The following is a 22,597-nucleotide window of genomic DNA, read 5'->3' as shown; positions in this document are numbered from 1 at the left end:
CGTTGTCGAAAAACGCTCCCGGCGTTTTTTTCTGTACGCTGTGCAGGCCACGATGGAGCCACGGATGTCCACACCCCGCATCGCCTTCCTCGCCAGTCCCACGCCTGAGGCACAGGAGGCGCTGGCGACACTGCAGCGCGAACACGGTGCGCATGTGCCCGACCAGGCGGACGTGCTGTGTGCGCTGGGCGGCGATGGGTTCATGCTGCAGACGCTGCATCGGCACGGCGCGCTCGGCAAGCCGGTGTTCGGCATGAAGCTGGGCACCGTGGGTTTCCTGATGAACCACTATCGCTCGGACGGCCTGTTCGACCGGATTGCCGCGGCGGAACCGGCCAAACTGCGGCCGCTGGAAATGCAGGCACTGACCGAGTCCGGCACGTCCACGTCATCCCTGGCCTACAACGAAGTGTCGCTGCTGCGCCAGACACGGCAGGCGGCGCACATCCAGATCGACCTCAACGGCGAAACCCGCCTGGACGAGCTGATCTGCGATGGCGTGCTGACCGCGACGCCGGCGGGCAGCACCGCCTACAACTTCTCCGCGCACGGGCCGATCCTGCCGCTGGGTTCGCACACCATTGCGCTGACGCCGATCGCGCCGTTCCGTCCGCGCCGCTGGCGTGGCGCCATCCTCAAGGCCGATACCGAGATCCGGTTCCGCGTGCTCGACCCGTACAAGCGCCCGGTCAGTGCCACCGCCGATTCGCACGAGGTGCGGGACGTGGTGGAGGTGACCATCCGCGAGTCGCGTGACCGCACGGTCACCCTGCTGTTCGACCGCGAACACAATCTCGAGGAACGCATCCTCAGCGAGCAGTTCATGACCTGAGGATTGTCCTGGCGGACATCGTGGTTTCGCCGCATTGCGGCTTGCCGGGTCATCCCACGCATGGTATCCAGCGCCCCATAGCGATTCGGTTCGCATCCGCCCGGGGAGGGGTCACGATGCAGTTGAAGTGCGCGTTGGCGCTGTGCGCCATGCTTGCCGCGACCGACGTGGCGGCCTGCAATCTGTCCACGGGCACCACCGCGTTCGCGGCCGGCGGTGCGTCGTCGGCGCTGGTCGAAGACGGCACCCTGAAGCCGCCCTTGCTGGAGGTGGTCAGCCTGACGCGCGGCGTGGACGGACACGCCTCGTGCGATGCCAGTGGCCTGCTGACGCTGGGCGTGGAGTGGCCTCGCGGCACGGATTACAAGCTGCGTGAACTGGGGTTCGAGTTCCGCGTGCTCGGTGAGGACGCCCTTGCGATCTTTCCCCGCGAGCCGGTGGCGGGGCGCGTTGAGGGCCGTCGCAGCGAGTTCGTGTTCCTCTGGCGCGATGGACCGCCTTCGGAACAGTCGCCGATCGACCTGTTGGTCGAAGTACGCGCCATCACGCCCGACAATCGCAGGGGGCCGCCGGCACAGGTGCGTATCGCCGCTGCACCGGGGGGATAGGGGCACGGCGTCTCGCGTCATGCGCCATAGATCGCCGATACTGTGCGCATGGCCGACAACACCCCCCGTTTGCTGACCGTCGCGGTCACGTCGCGCGCCCTGTTCGATCTGGAGGAAAGCCACGCGCTGTACGAGCGCGAGGGCGTACAGGCCTATTCCGACTACCAGCGCACGCACGAAGACGATGTGCTGGCGCCGGGCATCGCCTATCCCGTCGTGCGCAAGCTGCTGGCACTCAACGTAGGGGCGCCTCCGGAAGCGCCGCGCGTCGAAGTGATCCTGCTCTCGCGCAACTCGGCCGATACCGGCCTGCGCATCTTCAACTCCATCCAGCACTACGGCCTGGGGATCGTGCGTGCCACGTTCACGGCCGGCGAGCCCACCTGGCCCTACGTCAAGCCGTTCGGCACCGACCTGTTCCTGTCGGCCAACCCGGAATCGGTGCGGCGCTCACTGGAGCACGGCATCGCGGCGGCGACCATCCTGCCGGCAGGCGCACCGCAGCAGCGCCACGAACATCAGCTGCGCATCGCGTTCGATGGCGACGCGGTTATCTTCGGCGACGAGAGCGAGCGCATTTCCCGCGAACAGGGCGTGGAGGCATTCGGCCGGCACGAGCAACAGCGTGCACGCGAGCCCTTGTCCGGTGGTCCGTTCCGCAACTTCCTGTCGGCATTGCACCAGCTGCAGCAGGTATTCCCGCCCGATGAGCGTTCGCCTATCCGCACCGCACTGGTCACCGCGCGTTCCGCGCCGGCGCACGAGCGGGTGATCCGTACGCTGCGCGAGTGGGGCGTGCGCCTGGACGAGGCGCTCTTCCTCGGCGGCCGCCACAAGGGGCCGTTCCTGGAAGCCTTCGGCGCCGACATCTTCTTCGACGATTCGCAACACAACATCGACAGCGCGCGCCACCATGTGGCCGCGGGTCATGTTCCGCACGGGGTGGCGAACCCGTAGGGCGGGCCTTCGCTCGCCCTAAAGCGGCAGGCGGATGTCGGTCAGCTGCCAGCGCAGGCCCTGGCGCGTGAAGACGAACACCACCGGGTCGCCCTCATCGTCGTGCACGGTGGCAGTGAAACGGGACAACGACTCGTATCGGTGGCTGGCCTGTCTGAGCGGATCTGCCGGGGTCGGCGGGGCGTAGGTGTCGCCGCCCACGGTGTCGCCGACGGCGCGTTTCCATGTGGCGCGGCCTTCCAGGATCGCGGCGATACCCATCGGCGTAACCATCGTATCCACGCCGCGCCCCAGCATGCTGTTGGCGATCGAAAGCGCCGCGGCACCGAACAGGTTGCCGCTGAGCTCCGGTCCGGCGCGCCGTGCGAGCGAGTCCTCCACCTGCGCGCGCAGGTTCACGCGCAACGAAGCGAAATCGACATGCTTCTGCAGCTTGCCGGTGTCCTGCTCCGCCAGCGCCGTACGGATGCCATGGATGGCCAGGTAGGGCCCGGCGGCCACATAGCCCGCCAACCCCAGCAGGAGGGCGACCACCACTCCGATCACGAGCCACTTCTTCATCGGCAAACCTCCGGGTCAGAACTCCAGGTCCAGCGCAGCGCACAGGTAGTCGACGAACGGGCCAAGCGCCTTGAGATCGGCCGCCACGGTCTGGCGCAGCTTCGGACCGGTCATGGTGGCGTCGTCCAGCGAGCGCCAGAACACGAAATTGCGGTGCTTCAGGTCTTCGATGAACTCGAAGTCGGCGGGAAACCCGCGCGGAGGGCGTACCAGTTTCTCGCTCTCTTCGAACTCGAATCGCCGCCGGAAAGGCGCATCGTGCGCCGCCTTCTTCCAACTGCCCGGGTTGTCCAGGATGAACTGCCGCACCCGCCGCTGCGTGTCCGGCTCGGGATGCCAGAGTCCGGCACCGACGAAACACTCGCCAGGCTGCAGGTGAAGGTAGAACGAGGGCGCGGGCACCTGTTTGTGGCGCTCGTGGAACAGGCGTGCACCCTGCCAGGACTTGTACGGGGATTTGTCGTTGGAAAAGCGTGCGTCACGATAGATGCGGAACAGCGACCCGCCTACCGTCTTCGGTTCGGAGCGGAAGTGCAGGCTCACTGCCGCCAGGTCGGGCTGCAGGTCCGTCAGGAGCCGGAGGAATGGCTGTCGGACGTGATCCTCGTACTGCGCCTTGTGGTCGTTGAACCAGGTCTTGTCGTTGTGACGGGCCAGCCCGCGCAGGAACTTGAAGCTGGCATCGGAGAAGTAGGTGGCCATGGCCGCCATTCTAGACAAGCCGGCGTCATCCGGCCGACAAGGCTGCCCTCGATGTCGCCTGGCGTACTAGAGGCCGGCCTGCAGGTCCTGGCGCCATTGCTGGATCCTGTCCAGCAGCACGAGCCGGTCCGCATCGGCGGCGTGCGTCATCCGCAGTTCCGCAAGTTCGGCGTCGAAGCTGGCGAAGCTGTATTCGGACATCCCGGTGTCGGTCGCGAGGCGCTGCCGGCGATAGTCGTCCCAACGCTGGCGCTCGGCGGGAGACAGCGAGCCGGGCCAGTTGCGCGCGCGATAGCGGAACAGCAATTCGGGCAGGCGGGCATCGCGGAAGCCGAAATCGCGTTGGCCCAGCAGCGCAGGCGGCGTGGTCCGTACCTCGGTGAACCGGCGTTTGTCCGCGTCCGCCAGGAAAGCATCGTAAAGCGAGGCATCCACATCGCCGGGAGTGAACTGCCGCTCGCCGGCAAACACCTGCCGCACCTTCTCCGCAAGCTCCGGGCCGGCCTCGCGCAGGACTTCCGCATGGCGCTCGCAGCGCACGGGATCGATGCCGAGCCGGTCCATGTCGGCGGGGCGCAGATGCGACCAGGCGACCAGCGCCGGTGCACGGTTCAGATGGACTTCCTTCAGCGGGATCCGCTGCTCGCTGTCCGGCAGATCGGCGGCCGGGGTGTAAAGACGGTCGGCGATCTCGTCGGGCGCCAAGGCCAGCAGCGCGGCCGGATCGCTTTCCAGGTCGAACACCACCACGCGATTGTCGATGCGCGGATGCCGCGCCAAGGGCAGCACCGGCGCCGCACAGAGGCGGCTGGCGGGATAGCGCTGCGAGACATGCAGTACCGGTTGCATGGCCGTCACATCCAGCAGGCGCGCGGCGAAGCGCTTGTCGCGCAGTTGCAATGCGTAGTCCCACAGGCGGGGTTGGGCCTGCCGCATCAGCCGGGCCAGGCCGATGGTGGCGTACACATCCGACAGAGCCTCGTGCGCATCGCCTTCGCGGACGCGGTTGGCCAGCGCCAGGTGTTCCAGCCTGAAGGACGTGGCACCGTCGTCCCGCTTCGGCCACACGATGCCGTCCGGCCGCAGCGCATGCATCAGCCGCATCACGTCCAGCAGGTCCCAGCGCGAGTTTCCGCCACGCCACTCGCGCTCGTAGGGCTCATGGAAATTGCGGAACAGGCCGTGACGCACGAACTCGTCATCGAAGCGCAGGCTGTTGTAGCCCAGCGTGCAGGTTTCCGGCCGCCCCATCTCGTCGGCAATGCGGGCGAAGGCTTCTGCTTCGTTGACGCCGTCGCGCAGCGCCTGCTGCGGCGTGATGCCGGTGATCAGCGTGGCGATGGGCGAGGGCAGCAGGTCATCCGCTGGCTGTACGAAGAAGCTGACCGGCTCCTCCATCAGTTCCAGCGCGGGCGTGGTACGCACGGCCGCGACCTGCGCGATCCGGCTGCGGCGCGGATCCGCGCCGAAGGTCTCGAGGTCGTAGAACAGGAAGCTGGCGCTCACCCCGCCATTTCCTCCAGCACCGGCAAGCGCGCGAGCACATCGGCATCGACCGCTGCCCAGTCGATGCCGTCGAGGGCACCGCGCCCGGCGGTATGCCGTACCAGAAGGTCGCGCTGCACGTGGCTGCGATGCTGCGCCACCGAGTACGGGATGCGCATGAAACTGACCATCGTGTAGTGCGGCACGAAGCGGTGCGGATGGCGCTCCTGCAGCGCGCGCTCCAGTTCCCGCTGCAGCAGGAAGCCGCTGTCGTCCACCTTGTCGCGCATCTCCACGTAGTTCTCCAGCGCCATTTCCTGGATCGCCAGTGCATTGGGCTTGCGCTCGGCTTCGAAGGCGGCGAAAGCCTCCGCGAGGTCTTGCGTGGATTGCAGGTGGTGGGCGAGGGCGACGCAATCCTCGAACGCGCAGTTCATGCCCTGGCCGTGGAACGGCACCATCGCGTGGGCGGCGTCGCCCAGCAGCACGGCCTGGCCCTGCAGGTGCCAGCGTTCGAGATACAGCGTGGCGAGCAGGCCAGTGGGGTTGGCGTCCCAGTCCTGTTCCAGTCGCGGGATCAGCGGCACCGCATCGGCGAAATCGCGCAGGAACAGCGCCTTCGCATCCGCGCCGCTGCGCACGCTGTCGAAGCCCGGATCACCTTCGTTGGGCAGGAACAGCGTCACCGTGAACGTGCGCTCGTCGTTGGGCAACGCGATGCACATGTAGTGGCCGCGCGGCCAGATGTGCAGGGCGTTCGGTTCCATGATGAAGCTGCCGTCGGCGGCAGGGGGAATCTCGAGCTCCTTGTAGGAGTGGTCGAGGAACTCGGTACGTTCACCGAGATCCTCCCGCTGTTGCATGGCGCCACGCAAGGACGAGCCGGCACCGTCGGCGCCGATCAGGGCGGTGAACCCGACAGGGTGGACGCCGCCATCCTGCTCGTCGACGAAGCGGGCGATGTGCGCGTCGAAATCCACGGATTCCAACCGGCGGTTGAACTGGATGACGGCGCCTGCGCGTTCGGCCAGATCCAGCAGCGTGATGTTCAAGTCGCCGCGATGGATCGACCAGATGACCTCGGAGTCGTCGCGCCCGTAGCGCTGCAACTGCAGCCGTCCGTCGAGGGCATGCACCATGCGCCCGCGCATCATTACTGCCTGCCGCATCACTGCATCGTCCGCATCCGCCATCCGCAGCGCATGGCGGCCACGTTCGGTCAGTGCCAGGTTGATCGAGCGGCCTCCCGCATAGCCTTGCACGCGCGGGTCGCCGCGTTTTTCGAACACCTCCACGCGCCACCCTGCGCGCGCCATCAGGGTGGCCAGCAGCGCACCGGCGAGGCCGGCGCCGATGATGGTGATGTGTCGCTTGCCGTCAGTGACCAAACTCGTTTCTCCGGATCAGAACCCCCGCCACGTCTCGACTTCCTCGACGAAGCGGTGGACATCCATGTAGCGGTTGTACAGCGGGGCGGGCGAGATGCGGATCACGTCCGGTTCGCGCCAGTCGCCGACCGTACCGACGGACAGCAGGTACTCGAACAGTTCGCGGCCGCGTTCGCGTCCGCCGGTCACTCGCAGCGAAAGCTGGGCGCCGCGCTGGGAGGTGTCTGCGGGCGTGATGATCTGCAGCACGTCCGACAGCCTTGCCTGGATCAGCGCTTCCAGCAAGCCGGTCAGCTTGAGCGACTTCGCGCGTATCGCCTCCATGCCACCCGCTTTCTCGAACAGCTCGAGCGAAGCGCGCAGCGGCGCCAACCCCAGGATCGGCGGGTTGCTGAGCTGCCAGCCCTCGGCGCCGGGCGTGGGCACGAAGGCCGGCTCCATCCGGAACCGGGTCTCCTTCTCGTGACCCCACCAGCCCGCAAACCTTGGCCTGTCCGTCCGGGCATGGCGCGCATGCACGAAGCAGCCCGCGACCGCGCCCGGCCCCGAGTTCAGGTACTTGTAGTGGCACCACACCGCGAAATCCACGCCGCTGTCGTGCAGGCGCAAGGGCAGGTTGCCCACCGCGTGCGCCAGGTCGACGCCGACGACGGCGCCCTGCGCATGGCCCAGCCGCGCGATCTCCACCAGATCGAAGGCCTGTCCGGTCCGGTATTGGACACCGGGCCACAGCACCAGCGCCAGGCGTGGGCCGTGCTCGACGATGGCGCGTTCGATGGCCGCCATCGATAACGTGCCATCGGGCAGATCCGGTTCCACTTCGATCAGGTCGGTGGCGGGATCGAAGCCGTGGAAGCGTACCTGCGACTCCATCGCATGCCGGTCGGACGGGAATGCGCCGGACTCCATCAGGATCGCCGGACGTTCCGCCGTCGGACGGTAGAAGCTGACCATCATCAGGTGCAGGTTGGCGGTCAGCGTGTTCATCGCCACCACTTCCGCCGGCTCCGCACCGACCAGGCGCGCCAGCGGTTCGCGCACGAGTTCGTGGTAGGTCATCCACTGCGCGTTGCCCGTGAAGTGGCCTTCAACGGCCTCGTTGGCCCATTTGTCCAGCACCTCGTTGAGGTAGGTGCGCGCTGCCTTCGGTTGCAGGCCGAGCGAGTTGCCGCAGAAGTAGACCTGGTCGTTGTGCTTGTGGCGCGGAATCAGGAACTCGTTGCGCAACGGACGCAAGGGGTCGGCGGCATCAAGGGCGATGATGTGGGTGCGGGACAGCGGGTCGGTCATGGAATGTGGTTTGGAGATGATCTTTGGGTTGTAAGAGCGACGTGAGTCGCGACCGTGGAGTGTCGGTGGAGATGACGTCGAATGGGCTGGTCTCCCCCGAAGATACTGAAGGTCCTGGCAAGATCGTGCCGTGCGGTCGCGACTGACGTCGCTCCTAAAAGGAGCCCTTTCACAGGAACCTCGAGGCGGGCAAGCCAAGCCATTCCAGCGCGGTGCCGTGATACAGGCGCGCCTGCCGGGCCTCGTCCAGGCCCAGGGCGGCGATGCCGGCACCGGGCTCCTGTTCGCCCAGCGGGAACGGGTAGTCGGTGCCCAGCATCACACGCTCGTGGCCGACCGTGTCGAGCAGGTAGTGCAGCGCGCGTGGATCGGCGACCCAGGAATCGAAGTAGACCCGGTCGAGGTACTCACGCGGATTGCGATGGTTGTCGGTGGCCACCAGGTCGGGCCGCATGTTGAAGCCGTGCTCGATGCGGCCGATGGTGTAAGGAAAGCTGCCGCCCCCGTGGGCGAAGCAGACCTTCAATCCGGGCAACCGTTCGAGCACGCCGCCGAAAATCAGGCAACAGGCGGCGCGCGATTGTTCTGCGGGCATGCCGACCAACCAGGGCAGCCAGTACTTGGGCATCGATGCGGCGCCCATCATGTCCCAAGGGTGCACGAGGATCGCCGCGCCCAGTTCGCTGGCCGCCTGGAAGAATTCGAACAGTTCCGGCGCGTCGAGGTTCCAGTCGTTGACATGGCTGCCGATCTGCACGCCCTGCAGGCCCAACTGGTCCATGCAGCGCTCCAGTTCCTGCACCGCCAGTCGCGGCGACTGCATCGGCACCGTGCCGATGCCCGCATAGTGGCGCGGATAGTCGCGGCAGGCGGCAGCGGTGTGGTCGTTGAGCGCCTGGTGCAGCTCCAGCGCATGGTGCGCCTTGGCCCAGTAGCTGAACATCACCGGCACGGTGCTGATGACCTGCACCTGCACGCCGAATTTGGCGTAATCGGCGATGCGTTCTTCCGGATCCCAGGTCTTGGGCCAGATCTCGCGGAAGAACTTGCCGTCCTTGTAGATGCGATGGCGGCCGTCGTCGCCGTGGTGGATCACGGGAAAGCGCAGGTCACCGTACTTGGCCGCCAGGTCGGGCCAGTCGCGGGGCAGGAAGTGCGCGTGGGTGTCGATCTTCAGCATCGTCGGATTGTAGGGGCTGCCCGCGCGGGATTCGCGCTGCAGTGCCGAACGGGACCCATCCCCCGGGGCGCGCGCACCGCCACCTCAGGTGATGTCGGCTTGCGAATCGGCCTGCATCTCATAGCGGCTCGGGCGGGGGTTCAGATGGCCGCAGGCCTTGCAGGTGCGCAGGTCGTCGCTGCGGTAGAAGGCCTCGAACACCCTGAAGAAATCCTGCTCGATATCGTTCAGGTGGAAGTACTCCTCGTACACCTTCGCGTTGCAGCGCTCGCAGAACCACAGCAGGCCGTCGTCTTCGTGCGGCAGGCGCTTGCGTTCGATCACCAGGCCGACCGAGCCCGGCATGCGTTGCGGCGAATGCGGCACACGCGGCGGTAGCAGGAAGATCTCGCCCGCCCGGATCGGAATGTCACGCGGCGCGCCATTCTCCTGGATACGCAGCACCATTTCGCCTTCCAACTGGTAGAACCACTCCGGACCCTCGTCGTAGTGGTAATCGGTGCGCGCGTTCGGGCCGCCGACCACCATGACGATGAAGTCGCCGTCGTAAATGACCTTGTTGCCGACCGGCGGCTTCAGCAGGTGGCGGTGCTCATCGATCCATGCCTGGAAGTTGAGCGGATTGGGCAGCATGTCAGCGGGCCTCGGACAGGTGCGCGATGCATTTCAGTTCGATGGCGATCGGGGTCGGCAGCGAGGTGATACCCAGCGTGGTGCGGCAGGGCGCCGCCGCCGGGTCGGGGAAATACTCCGCCCACACCTGGTTGTACACCTTGAAGTCGTGCGCCATGTCGGTGAGGTACACCGTCACGTCCACCAGGTCTTCCCAGCGTGCACCGCTGGCCTTCAGCACTGCGCGGACGTTGGCGAACACGGCACGGCACTGTGCGTCGATGTCATAGCTGATGAGGCGTCCCTCGGCGTCGTGCACGTTGCCGACGATGGCATTGCTGGCCGGATCGCGCGGGCCGATGCCGGACAGGAACAGCAGGTCGCCCACGCGGCGCGCGTGAGGATACTGGCCGACGGGCTTCGGCGCGGCATCGGCATGGATGACATCACTCATCGCGCTTCCCCTTGCCCGGGACGCCGGCGAGCGCACGCTGGTACGCAGGCTGGAGTTCATCCTGCGCCGCCACGTCCATGCCGAGTTCGCGCACGCGGCCGTCGAACAGGCTGTAGACCCAGCCGTGGATCGCGAGCGGCTGGCCGCGTGCCCATGCATCCTGCACCACGGTGGTCTGGCACACGTTGAACACCTGCTCGATCACGTTGAGTTCGCACAGGCGGGCATGGCGCAGGGATTCGGTATCGACCTGTTCCAGCAGATCGTTGTGCTTGAGTGCGACATCGGCGACATGGCGCAGCCAGTTGTCGGCCAGCCCCACGCGCAAGCCGGTCATGGCGGCGTGCACGCCGCCGCAGCCGTAGTGACCGACCAGCAGGATGTGTTCGACCTTCAGGATATCGACGGCGAACTGGACGACCGACAGCGCATTGAGGTCGCCGTGCGACATCACGTTGGCGATGTTGCGGTGGACGAAGACCTCGCCGGGGTCGAGGCCGAGGATCTGGTTCGCCGGCACGCGCGAATCGGAGCAGCCGATCCACAGGTAGCGCGGTGATTGCTGCTGCGACAACCGCTTGAAGAAGCCGGGATCCTCCTGCTTGATGCGGGCGGCCCAGTCGCGGTTGTTCTGCAGCAGTTTCTCGAGTTCGGTCAGGTCGGACATGGGGTTTGATGGTCCTCAGCGCAACGCCACGCAGACGTTCTTGGGTTCGGTGAAAAAACGCATGGCCTCGTGGCCGCCTTCGCGGCCGAGACCGGATGCGCCCACGCCGCCGAACGGCGTGCGCAGGTCGCGGGTCATCCAGGTATTGATCCAGACGATGCCGGCACGCAGTTGCGACGCCAGCCGATGGGCCCGGTCCAGGTCGCGCGTCCATAGCGTGGCCGCCAGGCCGTAGTCGCCGGCATTGGCCAGCGCGAGCGCATGGGCCTCGTCCTCGAACGGCTGCAGGGTCACGACCGGGCCGAAGATTTCCTCGCAATTGGTGGCTGCCTGGGGTCCGAGGCCTTCGATGACCGTGGGCGCAATGAACCAGCCGGGCCGCTCCAACGCATACCCACCGAGCAGCACGTGGCCGCCTTCGGTTCGCGCCCGCGCGATGCAGGCCAGCACCTTGTCGAAGTGCGCCTGCGACACCATCGCGCCGAGGCGCGTGGTGGGATCGTCCAGTGCCCCCGCCTGCAGTCCCCGCGCGCGTTCGATCAATGCATCGCGGAATTCGTCGTAGATCGCCTGCTGCACCAGCAATCGCGACCCGCACAGGCAGATCTGCCCGGCGTTCTGGAAAGCGGAGCGGAGCAGCGTGTCGAGGTGCGCGCGCCAGTCGCTGTTGGCGAATACCAGCGTGGCGTTCTTGCCACCCAGTTCCAGCGAGACCTTCTTCAGCAGCGGCCCGGCGAGGCCGGCAATGCGACGGCCCACCCCGGTGCTGCCGGTGAAAGACACTGCCCTGATCGCAGGATGCAGCACCAGTGGCTCGCCCACCGCCGGGCCTGTGCCATGCACGATGTTCAGCACGCCGGGCGGAAGGCCGATCTCTGCGGTCAACGCGCCAAGCATCGAGGCCGTGGCGGGCGTGATCTCCGAAGGCTTGGCCACCACCGTATTGCCGGCGGCCAACGCCGGGGCGATCTTCCAGGTGAAGAGGTACAGCGGCAGGTTCCATGGCGAAATCGCGGCGACCACGCCCAGTGGCTGCCGCAGCGTGTAGTTCAGCCCGGCTTCGCCATGGTGCGACTCGCTGGCGAACTGGGTTGCCGCGTGGGCGAAGAAGCGCAGGTTGGCAATGGCACGGGGAATTTCGATGTCGCGCGCCAGCGCCAGTGGTTTGCCGGCATCGCGTGATTCGGCGAGGGCGAATTCCTCAAGGCGGCCTTCGAGCGCATCGGCGAGTTTTTCCAGCCAGCGCGCACGCCCGGTCGTGGTCAGCGCCGCCCACGCGGGAAATGCCGATTCCGCCGCATCGACGGCATGCAGCACATCGCTTTCGGTGCCCTCGGCAACCTCGGCATAGACCTGGGCCGACGCGGGTTCAAACACGGGACGCCATGCGCCGCCGTGGCGCGGTTCGCCCGCGATGAAGTGGCTGAAGCGGTCCATGTCCACTAGCTTAACCCGGCTGGCAAGCCCCCTGTGCCGGCGGATCAGATCGATTGCATGCGTCCGCCATCCACGGCCAGGCTGACGCCGTTGATGTAGCCTGCGGCGGGCGAGGCGAGGAAGGCGATGGCGGCGGCGACCTCGTGCGCGTCCGCGAAACGACCTGCCGGCACGGTGGCCAGCATCGCGCTGCTGACGGTGGCCTCATCCTTGCCGGTGGCCTGCATGCGGTCATGCAGGATCTGCTCCAGCCGCTGCGTGCGCGTGTAGCCGGGCAGCACGTTGTTGACCGTGATGCCATTTGGGGTCAGTTCCTTCGACAGCGTCTTGGCCCAGCTGGCGACAGCGCCCCGGATGGTGTTGGACACCCCCAAATTGGCGATGGGTTCCCGCACCGAGGTCGAGACGACATTGACGATGCGGCCCCAGCCGGCTTCACGCATGCCGGGTACGGTTGCCTGAGCGAGCACCTGGTTGGCGAGCAGGTGCTGCTGGAAGGCGGCCAGGTAGTCATCCGCCACGGCCTCGATGGCTCGCCCACCCGGTGGGCCGCCGGTGTTGTTGACCAGGATGTGGATCCGATGCGTGGCGGCCAGGCCGGTGACGTTGTCGCGTAGCGTTGTCGCATCGGCGATGTCGATGGCCAGCGTGCCGTGGCGCTGGCCGGTGGCGACGACAGGCAGGGCGTTGGCCACGTCCCGCAGCACGTCGGATCGGCGCGCCAGCACGGTGACATCAGCGCCGAGCAGGGCGAGCTCGTGCGCGGCGGCGCGTCCGATCCCCTCGGACGCGCCGCAGACCAGTGCGTGCCGGCCGGCAAGATTGAGATCCATGCATCGTTCCCGGAAGGACAAGGCGTCGAGTGTAGCCCTGTGGGAGCGATGCAAGTCGTGATGCTTTCCCGGCAAACCCGGAGGACTGAAATCCCCCGTCGCGACTTACGTCGCTCCCGCGCCGTCCTTGCGGAGCTCCAGGCGCTCGCGCATCAGGCTGGCCACCGCCAGATTGTCTTCGCCGCCCAGCCGCTGCAGCGCGGCGGCGGCGCCCTCGACGTTGGCGACAGGATGGTTCTGGCTGAGCTTGAACTTCAGTTCGATGCGCTCGACGACGAAACGGAAACCCACGATGCCGCGCAGTTGCCGCACGTGGTCAGCGCGCCCGTGTTCGAACCGCCAATCGTTGCCGACGGAGGCCTCGTTCACCTGGCTCAGGCGATCGACGATCCCGGCCAGGGCGCTGGTCTCCTCGGTGGTGTCCAGCGTGCCGTGCAGGTGCGCAACCGCGTAGTTCCACGTGGGCACGCGCGCGGCTTCTTCCTTGTCCGCATACCAGCCGGGCGACAGGTAGGCATGCGGGCCATGCACGATCATCAGTGCGCTGCCGGCATGCCGTGCCTGCGGGTTGGGCCTGGCCCAATGGCCTTCGATCAGCACGCGGTCGCCATCCCGGGTGTAGAGCACCGGCAGGTGGCTGACGAAGGGCAGGCCGTCGGCGACGGTGACCAGTGTGACGAAGGCGTCGCGTGCGATCAGCCGGTCCAGTCCGGCCAGGTCGGTCTCGGCGAACGCGCGCGGCGTATACATGGCGCGTGCCTCAGGCGCGGGCGCCCAGCGACTGCACCATCATCGGTCGCAGCACGTCGTCGCTGTCCGCATGCGGGGGAGAGACGTCGTGCAGCGAGAAGCCGCGCGCGAGTGCGTCATCTTCGTCCAGACCGTCCCAGGCGACGAACTCGGCATCGAACAGCGCGGCGCGCGCGGTGTCTTCGCTGTCGTAGGGCAGGGTATGCCCGTCGCTGTCCAGTACCTCGGCCGTGCCTGCCTCCAGTACGCGCAGGCGTGCCCAGATCAGCGTGCGGCCCAGTGAAGCCAGGTACCAGTGTTCGCTCATGTGGTCGCTCATCCCAGGGCCTCCGCCCACAGCCACAACAGCCCGGCCATGCCCAGCCCGACGAAGATCACGCACAGTGAGATCCTCGCCGGGGTGGCCAGGCCGGACAACGAGCTGTCGGTGATCCGGCGATAGCCACCGCCCAGCAACCAGCGCAGCGCGACCGGCTTCAGGAAGGCGCCTTCGCCCCATTGCGCACCCAGCGCCGCATGGCGGTCGCGGACGTGCACCAGTGTCAGCGGCCAGAAGATCACGAACGCACAGAATCCGGCGATGGCGATGCCGACGAAGCAGAGGGCGAAGAACAGCAGCATCGATCAGAACTCCGCGTTGCCGGGTGCGCGCGGGTAGGGGATGGCGTCGCGGATGTTGCTCAGTCCGCAGACGTATACCACCAGGCGCTCGAAGCCCAGGCCGAAGCCGGCATGCGGCACGGTGCCGTAGCGGCGGAAGTCGCGGTACCAGCCGTAGTGCGCCGGATCCAGGCCGAACTGCGCCATGCGCGCGTCCAGGATGTCCAGGCGCTCCTCGCGCTGGCTGCCGCCGATGATCTCGCCGATGCCCGGGGCCAGCACGTCCATCGCGGCGACCGTCTTGCCGTCGTCGTTCAGGCGCATGTAGAAGGCCTTGATGTGCTCGGGGTAATTGGTCACCACCACCGGGCGACCGACATGCTGCTCGGTCAGCCAGCGCTCGTGCTCGGTCTGCAGGTCCAGGCCCCATTCCACCGGGAACTCGAACTTGTGGCCCGACTTCTGCAGCAGGCCGATGGCATCGGTGTAGTCGATGCGCTCGAACGGCGCATTGACGAAGGCTTCCAGGCGGGTGATCGCATCGGGCTGCACGCGTTCGGCGATGAAGGCCAGGTCGTCGCCGCGCTCATCCAGCACGGCGCGGAACATGTACTTCAGGAAGTCCTCGGCCAGCTGCGCGTTCGCGGCCAGGTCGTTGAACGCGACCTCCGGCTCGATCATCCAGAACTCGGCCAGGTGGCGGGTGGTGTTGCTGTTCTCGGCCCGGAACGTCGGGCCGAAGGTGTAGACCTTGCTCAGGGCCAGCGCATAGGCCTCGGCATTGAGCTGGCCGGACACGGTCAGGAAGGTTTCCTTGCCGAAGAAGTCGCGCGAGAAATCCACCGCGCCGTCCTTGCCGCGGGGCAGGTTGGCCAGGTCCAGCGTGGATACGCGGAACATTTGCCCGGCGCCCTCGGCATCGGACGTGGTCACGATGGGCGTGCTGATCCAGTAGAAGCCGTTCTGGTGGAAGAAGCGGTGCGCGGCCTGGGCCAGGCAGTTGCGGATGCGCGCGACCGCGCCGAACAGGTTGGTGCGCGGACGCAGGTGGGCGAACTCGCGCAGGTATTCCAGCGAGTGCTGCTTGGGCTGCATCGGGTAGGTGAGGGGATCCTCCACCCAGCCGACGACCTCGATGGAAGACGCCTGGATCTCGAAGCTCTGGCCCTGGCCCTGCGAAGCGACGAGGATGCCCGTGGCGATGACCGCGCAACCCGTGGTCAGGTGCTTCACTTCGGATTCGTAGTTGGACAGGGTGTCCGGGGCTACCACCTGGATCGGCGCGAAGCACGAGCCGTCGCTGACGTTGACGAACGACAGACCGGCCTTGGAGTCGCGCCGCGTGCGCACCCAGCCGCGCACCGTGACCTCGCCGCCGGCCGGGAGCTTGCCCGCCAGCGCATGTTCGACGCTCACCACCGTCATGGCTTGAATCCTTCCGTAAACAGACACATTAATGGAACGCGGAGTTTACAAGAGCCGCGCGGCCCACGCTGCGCGGCCACCGCTATAATTCCTTCCCAGTTGTCCCGCAGGAGCACCGCATGGCCATCACCCTCACGCCGGTTGCGCTGGAACGCGTGCAGCGTTTCGTCGAACAGACCCCGGGGGCACTGGGCCTGCGTTTCGGGGTGACCCGCACCGGCTGTTCCGGCTGGGGCCACGTGGCCGACCTGGCCCGCGACCAGCGCGAAGGCGACACGGTGTTCGACTTCCAGGGCGTGCGGATCTACGTGGATGCCGACAGCCTGGCGCTGGTGGATGGCACCGAGATCGATTTCGCGAAGCAGGGCCTGAGCGAGACCTTCCTGTTCAACAACCCCAACGCGGCCGCCGAATGCGGCTGCGGCGAGAGCTTCACCACCACGGCCGACGCGGCCTGAGTGTACTGGTGGGGGCCGGAGTTGCTGCCCCCTTGGGGTGTTGGTGGCCCCGGCTTGCCCCTAAGTCACTGACCTGACATAATTTCCGGCTCCCGATGGCCTGCTGGCCGCGGGTCCTTGCCCCACCGCACCCCGCCGGCACCATCGCGGAGTGGTCGGGGGGCTGTCCCGCCCGGCGCGCGCTCCGCATGCCGGGCCCACATCCGAAAGGTAAATAACGATGCGTCACTATGAAGTCGTGTTCCTGGTCCACCCGGACCAGAGCGAGCAGGTGCCGGCCATGATCGAGCGCTACAAGTCGCTGATCGAGACCGGCAACGGCAAGATCCACCGTCTGGAAGACTGGGGTCGCCGCCAGCTGGCGTACCCGATCCAGAACCTGGTGAAGGCCCACTACGTGCTGCTCAACATCGAAGCCGACCAGGCCGTCCTGAACGAACTGGTCGAGAGCTTCCGCTTCAACGATGCGGTGCTGCGCAATCTGGTCATCAAGCGCGATGGTCCGGATACCGAGCAGTCCCTGATCATGAAGAACAAGGACGAGAAGGGCGACAAGCCCGAGCGTGGCGAGCGCCGCCGCCGTGACGATGACGAAGGCGAGGCCAGCACCGAGGCTTCGACCGATTCCGACACCGCCGAAGCCGCCTGAGCACGCCATCTAGGAGCGCCACACCCATGTCCAAGTTCTTCCGCCGCCGCAAGTTCTGCAAGTTCACCGCCGAAGGCGTGAAAGAGATCGACTACAAGGATCTCAACACCCTGCGCCAGTACCTGACCGAGAACGGCAAGATCGTGCCGAGCCGCGTCACCGGTACCAAGTCCCGCTACCAGCGTCAGCTGTCCACCGCGGTCAAGCGCGCCCGTTTCCTGGCGCTGATCCCGTATACGGACAACCACGACGTGTAATCCAGGACCTCCCCTCGCGGGGAGGTTCTTCTTCCTACTGTCATTCGGACAGCCAATCGCTGCAGGCCAGGCCTGCTAACGAATACGGAGCAATACGATGGAACTGATTCTTCTGCAGAAAGTGACCAACCTGGGTGTCCTGGGTGACAAGGTCAGCGTGAAGCCGGGCTACGGCCGCAACTACCTGGTGCCGCAGGGCAAGGCCGTGCCGGCCACTGCCGCCAACGTCGCCGAGTTCGAAGCCAAGCGCGCCGACTACGAAGCCAAGGCCAAGGCCGTGCACGACGACGCCGAAGCCCGCGCCGCCAAGCTGGAAGGTGCCAGCGTCACGATCACCGCCAATGCCGCGACCGAGGGCAAGCTGTTCGGTTCGGTCGGTCCGCGCGACATCGCCGACGCGTTCACCGCCGCAGGCCTGCCGCTCGAGAAGAGCGAAGTCATCATGGGCGAAGGCGCGCTGCGCAACATCGGCGAGTACGAAATCGCCGTGAAGCTGCACGCCGACGTGCAGACGACGGTCAAGGTCGTGGTGCAGGCGGAAGCCTGATCCAGCCAGCGCATCATCCGTGATGCCGACAGACGGGCGCCGCAAGGCGCCCGTTCTGTTTCTGCCGTCGGCGCACGCCGACAGGTGGCCCGCGCCGTCGCAGCGGGTGAGACGACAAAAGATCAGTCTGAAGATAGTTATCCACAGGTTGTTCCGTCGCGTGCCCACAGGCCGGGCTCCTACGATGCCCGGTCCGGCCCCATTCCGACCTGGTTGTACTGTCCATGCCCGCACGTACCGGCTTCCGCACCGACCCGCACGACTCGCGCATCGAACAGCTGCGCGTTCCGCCGAATTCCATCGAGGCGGAACAGGCGGTGCTGGGCGGCCTGATGCTGGCGCCGGAAGCGTACGACCGCATCAACGACAAGCTCACGCCGAATGATTTCTACCGTCGCGACCATCAGCTGATCTATCGCGCCATCGGCGAACTCGCGGAACGGAACCGTCCGTTCGATGCGGTGACGCTGGGAGAGTGGTTCGAGTCGCAGGGGCACATGGAACTGGTCGCCGGCGGTGCCTACCTGGTGGAACTGGCCAGTACCACGCCGTCGGCGGCGAACATCACGGCCTATGCCGAGATCGTGCGCGACAAGGCGGTGATGCGCCAGCTCATCGAGGTCGGCACCGAGATCGTCAACGACGCCTTCCAGCCGGAGGGCAAGGAAAGCGACGAGATGCTGGCGGTCGCCGAACAGAAAGTGTTCGCGATCGCGGAGCAGGGCGCACGCGGACGTACCGACTTCGTGGCGATGAACGATGCGTTGAAGGATGCGTTCGAAGTCCTGCGCGTACGTTCGGAAAGCGGCGGCACCGTCACCGGCCTGCCGACCGGCTACACCGAGTTCGACATGATGACCGCGGGCCTGCAGCCCACCGACCTGGTGATCCTGGCGGCGCGTCCGGCGATGGGCAAGACCACGTTCGCGCTGAACATCGCCGAGTACGCGGCCATCAAGTCGAAGAAGGCGGTCGCGGTGTTCTCGATGGAAATGTCGGCGGGACAGCTGGCGATGCGACTGATCTCGTCGGTCGGCCGCATCAACGCCACGCGACTTCGCACCGGTTCGCTGGAGGATGAGGACTGGAGCCGCGTCACCAGCGCGATCCGCATCCTCAAGGACCAGGCCAAGGTCTTCATCGACGACACGCCTGGCCTCTCGCCGGACGTGCTGCGTTCCAAGGCGCGCCGGTTGAAGCGGGAACACGACCTGGGCCTGATCGTCATCGACTACCTGCAGCTGATGTCCGTGCCGGGCAACAGCGAAAACCGCGCTACCGAGATTTCCGAGATCTCGCGGTCGCTGAAAGGACTGGCAAAGGAACTCAACGTGCCGGTGCTCGCGCTGTCGCAGCTCAATCGATCGCTGGAAACACGCACCGACAAGCGTCCGGTGATGGCGGACCTGCGCGAATCGGGCGCCATCGAGCAGGATGCCGACATGATCGTCTTCATCTACCGCGACGATTACTACAACAAGGAAACCTCGCCGGACAAAGGCCTGGCCGAGATCATCATCGGCAAGCAGCGTTCGGGTCCGACCGGCTCGTGCAAGCTGCGCTTCTTCGGCGAATACACCCGCTTCGACAACCTGAGCCACGACAGCATCGGCGCGTTCGAATGACACCATGGGTGTTCGCGGCGGTGCTTGTCGCGTAGTACGCTGCACGGGGCAGGACCGGTCCTCGGGGGAGCCGATACCAGGCATTGAAGGGCGCTGCGGGGCGCCCGGACGCGGTGTCCGGTGCGGCGGTGGTCCGGAACACGAATGGCCAGATGGCCCGTCGCCGTGGCGATGGCAGTGGCGGAACAGAGCCGCCAGCGAATAGACGTGCAGGGGAATCCAGTGGCCAGTGCGTCGGGCGCGGGCACAAGCAGGCGGTTGCGTGGCTGGCGGGCCGCATGGGCCGGTCTGGTGCTGCTTGCCTGCATGCAGGCGGCGTCGGCCCTCGAGATCCATCGCCAGCTGTCGCAGTTCCACCACACGGCCTGGAGCGTCAAGGATGGCGCGCCGGGTCAGATCACCGCATTGGCGCAGACCGCGGACGGCTATCTCTGGCTGGCCACCCAGATCGGCCTGTACCGCTTCGATGGCGTGCAGTTCGAGCGTTATGCGCCTCCGGCCGGCGAGTCGCTGCCCGCGACCAGTGTTTCGGCCCTGTATGCGCCTCCCGAGGGGGGGCTCTGGGTGGGCTTCCGCTACGGTGCCGTCAGCCACATCCACGCGGGCGGACTGAATCACTACGGTGAAGCACAAGGTCTGCCCAGCGGAACCGTCTTCGGTTTCGCACGCGATGCCGATGGCCGGCTGTGGGCCGCCACCTTCACCGGACTGGTCTATCTGGAACGGGGACGATGGCACGCGCTGGGGCCGGAATGGAAATTCCCCGGCCGGCAGGCGCGCACCGTGTTCAACGATGCGTCCGGTACGCTGTGGGTGGCGACCGAGCAAAGCGCCGCTTTTCTGCCGCGTGGAGCACGGGCTTTCCAGCGCGTGCAGGCACCGGTAGGCAGGATCAGCCAGTTTTCGCAGGCGCCGGACGGCGGCATCTGGATTGCCGAGGCCGACCGCGCCGTACGCGTATTGCCCCTGCCGGGAGTTCCGATGTCGACCGCGGCGCTGCCGCTGCCATCGGCCGGCCTGCTGTTCGACCGCGACGGTGCGCTGTGGGCCACCACCCTGGGCGACGGCGTCTACCGGCTGGCGGGCGAAGGGCAACCGCACTTCGAGAGCTATCGCCAGCGCGACGGCCTCAGTTCGGACTATGCGTTGCCGCTGCTGGAAGACCGCGAGGGCACGATCTGGGTAGGCAGCAGTCGCGGACTGGACCGTTTCCGCCATGCCAACGTGGTGCTGGCCCGTCTGCCCGACGGCGCGCACGACTTCGCCATCGTCGCCGATGACGGCGCAGCCGTGCTGGCGGGAAGCCGCAACCGGCCCCTGATGCGGCTGCGGGACGGTGCGCTCGAGACGTTGTCGCTGCCTCCGCCGCTGACCGCAGCCTACAAGGACGACCAAGGCGTGGTCTGGCTCGGTGGTCCCAAAGGACTGTGGACATTGCGTGACGGCAGGTTGGCGCCCGCAGCGCCCCTGCCGGTCAGCGCGTATTCGGGCGTGCAGGCGATCGCGCGGACGACCGACGGTACGCTGTGGGTGTCGTTGAACACGCCAGGCATCCATCGCCTGCGCGACGGCCACTGGACCCATCTGCAGGAACTGGCGGGTACGCGCGATGGCTCGTCGCCGCTGAGCCTGCTGGCCGACCGGGAAGGTCAGCTGTGGATGGGCTTCGCGCACAACCGCATCGCGCGGATGCGGGAAGGCAGGCTGCAGGTATTCGGCCCCTCGAAGGGTCTGGACGTCGGCAACGTCAGTGCGCTGCATCAGGGGCGTTCCGGCATCTGGATCGGCGGCGAGCGGGGTCTTGCGCGTCTGCGCGGCGACCGCATCCAGAGCCTGCGCGCGCGCGCGGACAGCCCGTTCCGTGGCATTTCCGGCATCGTGGAGACGGCGGACGGTGATCTCTGGCTCAACGGTGCGCGAGGCATCGTGCGGGTGCCGGCCAGCGCCATCGAGGCGGTGCTCAAGGATTCGCCGCACGCTGCGTACGATCTCTTCGACTTCCTCGACGGACTTCCCGGCGTCCCCGCGCAGTTCCGACCCATCCCGACCGCGCTGCAGGCCGGGAATGGAAAGCTCTGGTTCGCCACCACCAGTGGCGTGGTGTCGATCGATCCGAAGGCCATCCAGCGCAATCCGTTGCCACCGCCAGTGGCGATCCGCGCGCTGTCCGTCGACGGCCGGGACCATCGCCTGGAGGGCGGCCCGCTGTCGCTGCCTGCCGGCGCGCGCAACCTGCAGATCGGCTACACCGCGTTGAGCCTGGCCATCCCCGAGCGGGTCCGGTTCCGTTACCGGCTCGAAGGCTACGAGCAGGAATGGCAGGAGGCCGGCACGCGTCGCGTGGCGTACTACAACGATCCGGGGCCGGGGCACTACGTGTTCCGCGTGCTGGCGGCCAACAACGATGGGGTGTGGAACGAGACGGGCGCCAGCATCGCGTTCTCGATCGCGCCGCGTTACTACCAGACCCCATGGTTCGCCCTGCTGTGCATCGCCCTGATCGCCGGACTGCTGTGGGTCGCCTACCTGATGCGTCTTCGCCGCGTATCCCGGCAGATCCATGACCGCCTGCAGGAGCGCCACCGCGAACGCGAGCGCATCGCCCGCGAGTTGCACGACACCCTGCTGCAGAGCGTGCAGGGGCTGATCCTGCGCTTCCATGCGGTGGCAGGAACGCTGGGGGCGAGCGCACCCGGGCGGGACGCCCTGGAGTCCGTGCTGGAGCGCGCCGACGACGTGCTGGTGGAGGCGCGCGACCGTGTGCTCGACCTGCGCGCGACCCACCATGCGGGCGGACTGTCCGACGTGTTTGTCCGGATGGCGGCCGACCTGGCCAGCGATGCGGATGTTTCCTGCCGGGTGACGATGGAGGGACTGGCCGTGCCCCTGGATCCGATCGTGCAGGACGAACTGGTGCAGATCGGGCGCGAAGCACTGGTCAACGCGTTCCGTCACGCGCATGCGGGGCACATCGAGGTCGTGATCGAACAGGCGACGAATGGCGTGCGGGTCCGCTTCATCGATGACGGCCGCGGCATCGAACCCGATGTACTGGCACGCGGAGGCAGGCACGGGCACTGGGGGCTGGCGGGCATGCGCGAACGCGCGGAACGGCTGGGCGCGACGCTGGACGTCGCATCGCGACCGGGCGAGGGCACCTGCATCGACGTCCGTGTGCCGGCGGCGCTCGCCTACCGCGCGCGGTCGCGTGGGTGGCAACGCTGGTTGCTTGAGCGCCGTGCCGGGAAGGACGGGCGCTGAAGCAGCGGGCATCCGCATT

24 protein-coding genes are annotated in these 22,597 nt (G+C 66.9%); 9 read left to right on the top strand and 15 right to left on the bottom strand.

Going from position 1 to position 22,597, the window contains the following annotated elements:
• The first annotated feature begins 64 nt into the window (after window positions 1-64).
• The 3 genes from AC3DET_RS00535 to AC3DET_RS00525 all read left to right on the top strand — a co-directional run bounded on the left by AC3DET_RS00535 (window position 65) and on the right by AC3DET_RS00525 (window position 2,397).
• Window positions 65-832, top strand: coding sequence for an NAD kinase (locus tag AC3DET_RS00535; RefSeq protein ID WP_337729858.1), 768 nt, complete (start codon window positions 65-67; stop codon window positions 830-832).
• Between the two features lie 116 nt (window positions 833-948).
• Complete coding sequence (locus AC3DET_RS00530; protein WP_446537153.1) at window positions 949-1,440, top strand: hypothetical protein; 492 nt, start codon at window positions 949-951, stop codon at window positions 1,438-1,440.
• A gap of 48 nt (window positions 1,441-1,488) precedes the next feature.
• On the top strand, window positions 1,489-2,397 hold the full coding sequence (locus tag AC3DET_RS00525; protein ID WP_142125360.1) for a 5'-nucleotidase: 909 nt from the start codon (window positions 1,489-1,491) through the stop codon (window positions 2,395-2,397).
• Between the two features lie 18 nt (window positions 2,398-2,415).
• Here the strand turns inward: AC3DET_RS00525 and AC3DET_RS00520 are convergent, their stop codons facing one another.
• The 15 genes from AC3DET_RS00520 to asnS all read right to left on the bottom strand — a co-directional run bounded on the left by AC3DET_RS00520 (window position 2,416) and on the right by asnS (window position 15,781).
• Window positions 2,416-2,958: a DUF2939 domain-containing protein gene (locus tag AC3DET_RS00520; protein ID WP_488390380.1), complete on the bottom strand. Its 543-nt coding sequence runs from the start codon at window positions 2,956-2,958 to the stop codon at window positions 2,416-2,418.
• 15 nt (window positions 2,959-2,973) lie between these two features.
• A complete protein-coding gene (locus AC3DET_RS00515; protein WP_337729855.1) occupies window positions 2,974-3,660 on the bottom strand; it encodes a DUF2461 domain-containing protein in 687 nt (228 codons plus the stop codon).
• Between the two features lie 66 nt (window positions 3,661-3,726).
• Complete coding sequence (gene sbcB, locus AC3DET_RS00510; protein WP_488390379.1) at window positions 3,727-5,166, bottom strand: exodeoxyribonuclease I; 1,440 nt, start codon at window positions 5,164-5,166, stop codon at window positions 3,727-3,729.
• Entirely contained in the window at window positions 5,163-6,533 is a 1,371-nt protein-coding gene (locus AC3DET_RS00505) for an FAD-dependent oxidoreductase (protein WP_488390378.1), read from the bottom strand. Before AC3DET_RS00505 ends, sbcB begins: the two co-directional genes overlap by 4 nt.
• Before the next feature lie 15 nt (window positions 6,534-6,548).
• The gene (gene kynU, locus AC3DET_RS00500; RefSeq protein ID WP_488390377.1) at window positions 6,549-7,823 is read right to left on the bottom strand and encodes a kynureninase; all 1,275 of its coding nucleotides are present in this window, start codon (window positions 7,821-7,823) and stop codon (window positions 6,549-6,551) included.
• Window positions 7,824-7,992: 169 nt separating this feature from the next.
• On the bottom strand, window positions 7,993-9,003 hold the full coding sequence (locus tag AC3DET_RS00495) for an amidohydrolase family protein (protein WP_337729851.1): 1,011 nt from the start codon (window positions 9,001-9,003) through the stop codon (window positions 7,993-7,995).
• 84 nt (window positions 9,004-9,087) lie between these two features.
• Window positions 9,088-9,636, bottom strand: coding sequence for a 3-hydroxyanthranilate 3,4-dioxygenase (locus AC3DET_RS00490; protein WP_337729850.1), 549 nt, complete (start codon window positions 9,634-9,636; stop codon window positions 9,088-9,090).
• Between the two features lies 1 nt (window position 9,637).
• Window positions 9,638-10,069 (bottom strand): RidA family protein, encoded by a 432-nt coding sequence (locus tag AC3DET_RS00485; protein ID WP_488390376.1) that lies wholly within the window; start codon window positions 10,067-10,069, stop codon window positions 9,638-9,640.
• Entirely contained in the window at window positions 10,062-10,727 is a 666-nt protein-coding gene (gene can / locus AC3DET_RS00480) for a carbonate dehydratase (protein ID WP_337730847.1), read from the bottom strand. The genes AC3DET_RS00485 and can overlap by 8 nt, the downstream gene beginning before the upstream one ends.
• A gap of 24 nt (window positions 10,728-10,751) precedes the next feature.
• A complete protein-coding gene (locus tag AC3DET_RS00475) occupies window positions 10,752-12,173 on the bottom strand; it encodes an aldehyde dehydrogenase (RefSeq protein WP_488390375.1) in 1,422 nt (473 codons plus the stop codon).
• A 44-nt stretch (window positions 12,174-12,217) separates the two neighbouring features.
• Window positions 12,218-13,006 (bottom strand): SDR family oxidoreductase, encoded by a 789-nt coding sequence (locus AC3DET_RS00470; RefSeq protein WP_488390374.1) that lies wholly within the window; start codon window positions 13,004-13,006, stop codon window positions 12,218-12,220.
• Window positions 13,007-13,111: 105 nt separating this feature from the next.
• Complete coding sequence (locus AC3DET_RS00465; RefSeq protein WP_488390373.1) at window positions 13,112-13,756, bottom strand: FMN-binding negative transcriptional regulator; 645 nt, start codon at window positions 13,754-13,756, stop codon at window positions 13,112-13,114.
• A 10-nt stretch (window positions 13,757-13,766) separates the two neighbouring features.
• Window positions 13,767-14,063: a hypothetical protein gene (locus tag AC3DET_RS00460; RefSeq protein WP_488390372.1), complete on the bottom strand. Its 297-nt coding sequence runs from the start codon at window positions 14,061-14,063 to the stop codon at window positions 13,767-13,769.
• Between the two features lie 8 nt (window positions 14,064-14,071).
• On the bottom strand, window positions 14,072-14,377 hold the full coding sequence (locus AC3DET_RS00455; RefSeq protein WP_192201101.1) for a hypothetical protein: 306 nt from the start codon (window positions 14,375-14,377) through the stop codon (window positions 14,072-14,074).
• Between the two features lie 3 nt (window positions 14,378-14,380).
• On the bottom strand, window positions 14,381-15,781 hold the full coding sequence (gene asnS, locus AC3DET_RS00450; RefSeq protein ID WP_337729843.1) for an asparagine--tRNA ligase: 1,401 nt from the start codon (window positions 15,779-15,781) through the stop codon (window positions 14,381-14,383).
• Between the two features lie 119 nt (window positions 15,782-15,900).
• Here asnS and AC3DET_RS00445 point away from each other — a divergent pair, with 119 nt between their 5' ends.
• The 6 genes from AC3DET_RS00445 to AC3DET_RS00420 all read left to right on the top strand — a co-directional run bounded on the left by AC3DET_RS00445 (window position 15,901) and on the right by AC3DET_RS00420 (window position 22,578).
• Entirely contained in the window at window positions 15,901-16,239 is a 339-nt protein-coding gene (locus AC3DET_RS00445; protein ID WP_488390371.1) for a HesB/IscA family protein, read from the top strand.
• Window positions 16,240-16,459: 220 nt separating this feature from the next.
• Window positions 16,460-16,888 carry a 30S ribosomal protein S6 gene (gene rpsF / locus AC3DET_RS00440; protein WP_142125379.1) on the top strand — a complete coding sequence of 143 codons (429 nt, stop codon included), beginning with the start codon at window positions 16,460-16,462 and terminating at the stop codon, window positions 16,886-16,888.
• Between the two features lie 26 nt (window positions 16,889-16,914).
• Window positions 16,915-17,145 carry a 30S ribosomal protein S18 gene (gene rpsR, locus AC3DET_RS00435; protein WP_055942998.1) on the top strand — a complete coding sequence of 77 codons (231 nt, stop codon included), beginning with the start codon at window positions 16,915-16,917 and terminating at the stop codon, window positions 17,143-17,145.
• A gap of 97 nt (window positions 17,146-17,242) precedes the next feature.
• Window positions 17,243-17,692, top strand: a complete 450-nt coding sequence (gene rplI / locus AC3DET_RS00430) for a 50S ribosomal protein L9 (RefSeq protein ID WP_337729841.1) — start codon at window positions 17,243-17,245, stop codon at window positions 17,690-17,692.
• A gap of 224 nt (window positions 17,693-17,916) precedes the next feature.
• Entirely contained in the window at window positions 17,917-19,317 is a 1,401-nt protein-coding gene (locus AC3DET_RS00425; RefSeq protein WP_298122208.1) for a replicative DNA helicase, read from the top strand.
• Window positions 19,318-19,461: 144 nt separating this feature from the next.
• Window positions 19,462-22,578 (top strand): sensor histidine kinase, encoded by a 3,117-nt coding sequence (locus AC3DET_RS00420; protein WP_488390370.1) that lies wholly within the window; start codon window positions 19,462-19,464, stop codon window positions 22,576-22,578.
• Window positions 22,579-22,597 lie beyond the last annotated feature (19 nt).

This window comes from Pseudoxanthomonas sp. 97-1-1, from assembly GCF_057773125.1.
The sequence above is the reverse complement of the archived record's forward strand: the minus strand, read 5'-3'. Positions and strand labels throughout refer to the sequence as shown.

What these genes read in the sequence shown, in the direction of transcription:
- AC3DET_RS00460 (WP_488390372.1), bottom strand. Translation starts at nt 14,063, where the DNA reads ATGAGCGAACACTGGTACCTGGCTTCACTGGGCCGCACGCTGATCTGG.
- AC3DET_RS00470 (WP_488390374.1), bottom strand. Translation starts at nt 13,006, where the DNA reads ATGGATCTCAATCTTGCCGGCCGGCACGCACTGGTCTGCGGCGCGTCC.
- AC3DET_RS00445 (WP_488390371.1), top strand. Translation starts at nt 15,901, where the DNA reads ATGGCCATCACCCTCACGCCGGTTGCGCTGGAACGCGTGCAGCGTTTC.
- AC3DET_RS00515 (WP_337729855.1), bottom strand. Translation starts at nt 3,660, where the DNA reads ATGGCCACCTACTTCTCCGATGCCAGCTTCAAGTTCCTGCGCGGGCTG.
- AC3DET_RS00465 (WP_488390373.1), bottom strand. Translation starts at nt 13,756, where the DNA reads ATGTATACGCCGCGCGCGTTCGCCGAGACCGACCTGGCCGGACTGGAC.
- AC3DET_RS00525 (WP_142125360.1), top strand. Translation starts at nt 1,489, where the DNA reads ATGGCCGACAACACCCCCCGTTTGCTGACCGTCGCGGTCACGTCGCGC.
- AC3DET_RS00420 (WP_488390370.1), top strand. Translation starts at nt 19,462, where the DNA reads ATGGCCAGATGGCCCGTCGCCGTGGCGATGGCAGTGGCGGAACAGAGC.
- AC3DET_RS00490 (WP_337729850.1), bottom strand. Translation starts at nt 9,636, where the DNA reads ATGCTGCCCAATCCGCTCAACTTCCAGGCATGGATCGATGAGCACCGC.
- AC3DET_RS00530 (WP_446537153.1), top strand. Translation starts at nt 949, where the DNA reads ATGCAGTTGAAGTGCGCGTTGGCGCTGTGCGCCATGCTTGCCGCGACC.
- rpsR (WP_055942998.1), top strand. Translation starts at nt 16,915, where the DNA reads ATGTCCAAGTTCTTCCGCCGCCGCAAGTTCTGCAAGTTCACCGCCGAA.
- kynU (WP_488390377.1), bottom strand. Translation starts at nt 7,823, where the DNA reads ATGACCGACCCGCTGTCCCGCACCCACATCATCGCCCTTGATGCCGCC.
- AC3DET_RS00520 (WP_488390380.1), bottom strand. Translation starts at nt 2,958, where the DNA reads ATGAAGAAGTGGCTCGTGATCGGAGTGGTGGTCGCCCTCCTGCTGGGG.
- AC3DET_RS00425 (WP_298122208.1), top strand. Translation starts at nt 17,917, where the DNA reads ATGCCCGCACGTACCGGCTTCCGCACCGACCCGCACGACTCGCGCATC.
- AC3DET_RS00535 (WP_337729858.1), top strand. Translation starts at nt 65, where the DNA reads ATGTCCACACCCCGCATCGCCTTCCTCGCCAGTCCCACGCCTGAGGCA.
- rplI (WP_337729841.1), top strand. Translation starts at nt 17,243, where the DNA reads ATGGAACTGATTCTTCTGCAGAAAGTGACCAACCTGGGTGTCCTGGGT.
- AC3DET_RS00455 (WP_192201101.1), bottom strand. Translation starts at nt 14,377, where the DNA reads ATGCTGCTGTTCTTCGCCCTCTGCTTCGTCGGCATCGCCATCGCCGGA.
- rpsF (WP_142125379.1), top strand. Translation starts at nt 16,460, where the DNA reads ATGCGTCACTATGAAGTCGTGTTCCTGGTCCACCCGGACCAGAGCGAG.
- AC3DET_RS00485 (WP_488390376.1), bottom strand. Translation starts at nt 10,069, where the DNA reads ATGAGTGATGTCATCCATGCCGATGCCGCGCCGAAGCCCGTCGGCCAG.
- AC3DET_RS00495 (WP_337729851.1), bottom strand. Translation starts at nt 9,003, where the DNA reads ATGCTGAAGATCGACACCCACGCGCACTTCCTGCCCCGCGACTGGCCC.
- asnS (WP_337729843.1), bottom strand. Translation starts at nt 15,781, where the DNA reads ATGACGGTGGTGAGCGTCGAACATGCGCTGGCGGGCAAGCTCCCGGCC.
- AC3DET_RS00475 (WP_488390375.1), bottom strand. Translation starts at nt 12,173, where the DNA reads ATGGACCGCTTCAGCCACTTCATCGCGGGCGAACCGCGCCACGGCGGC.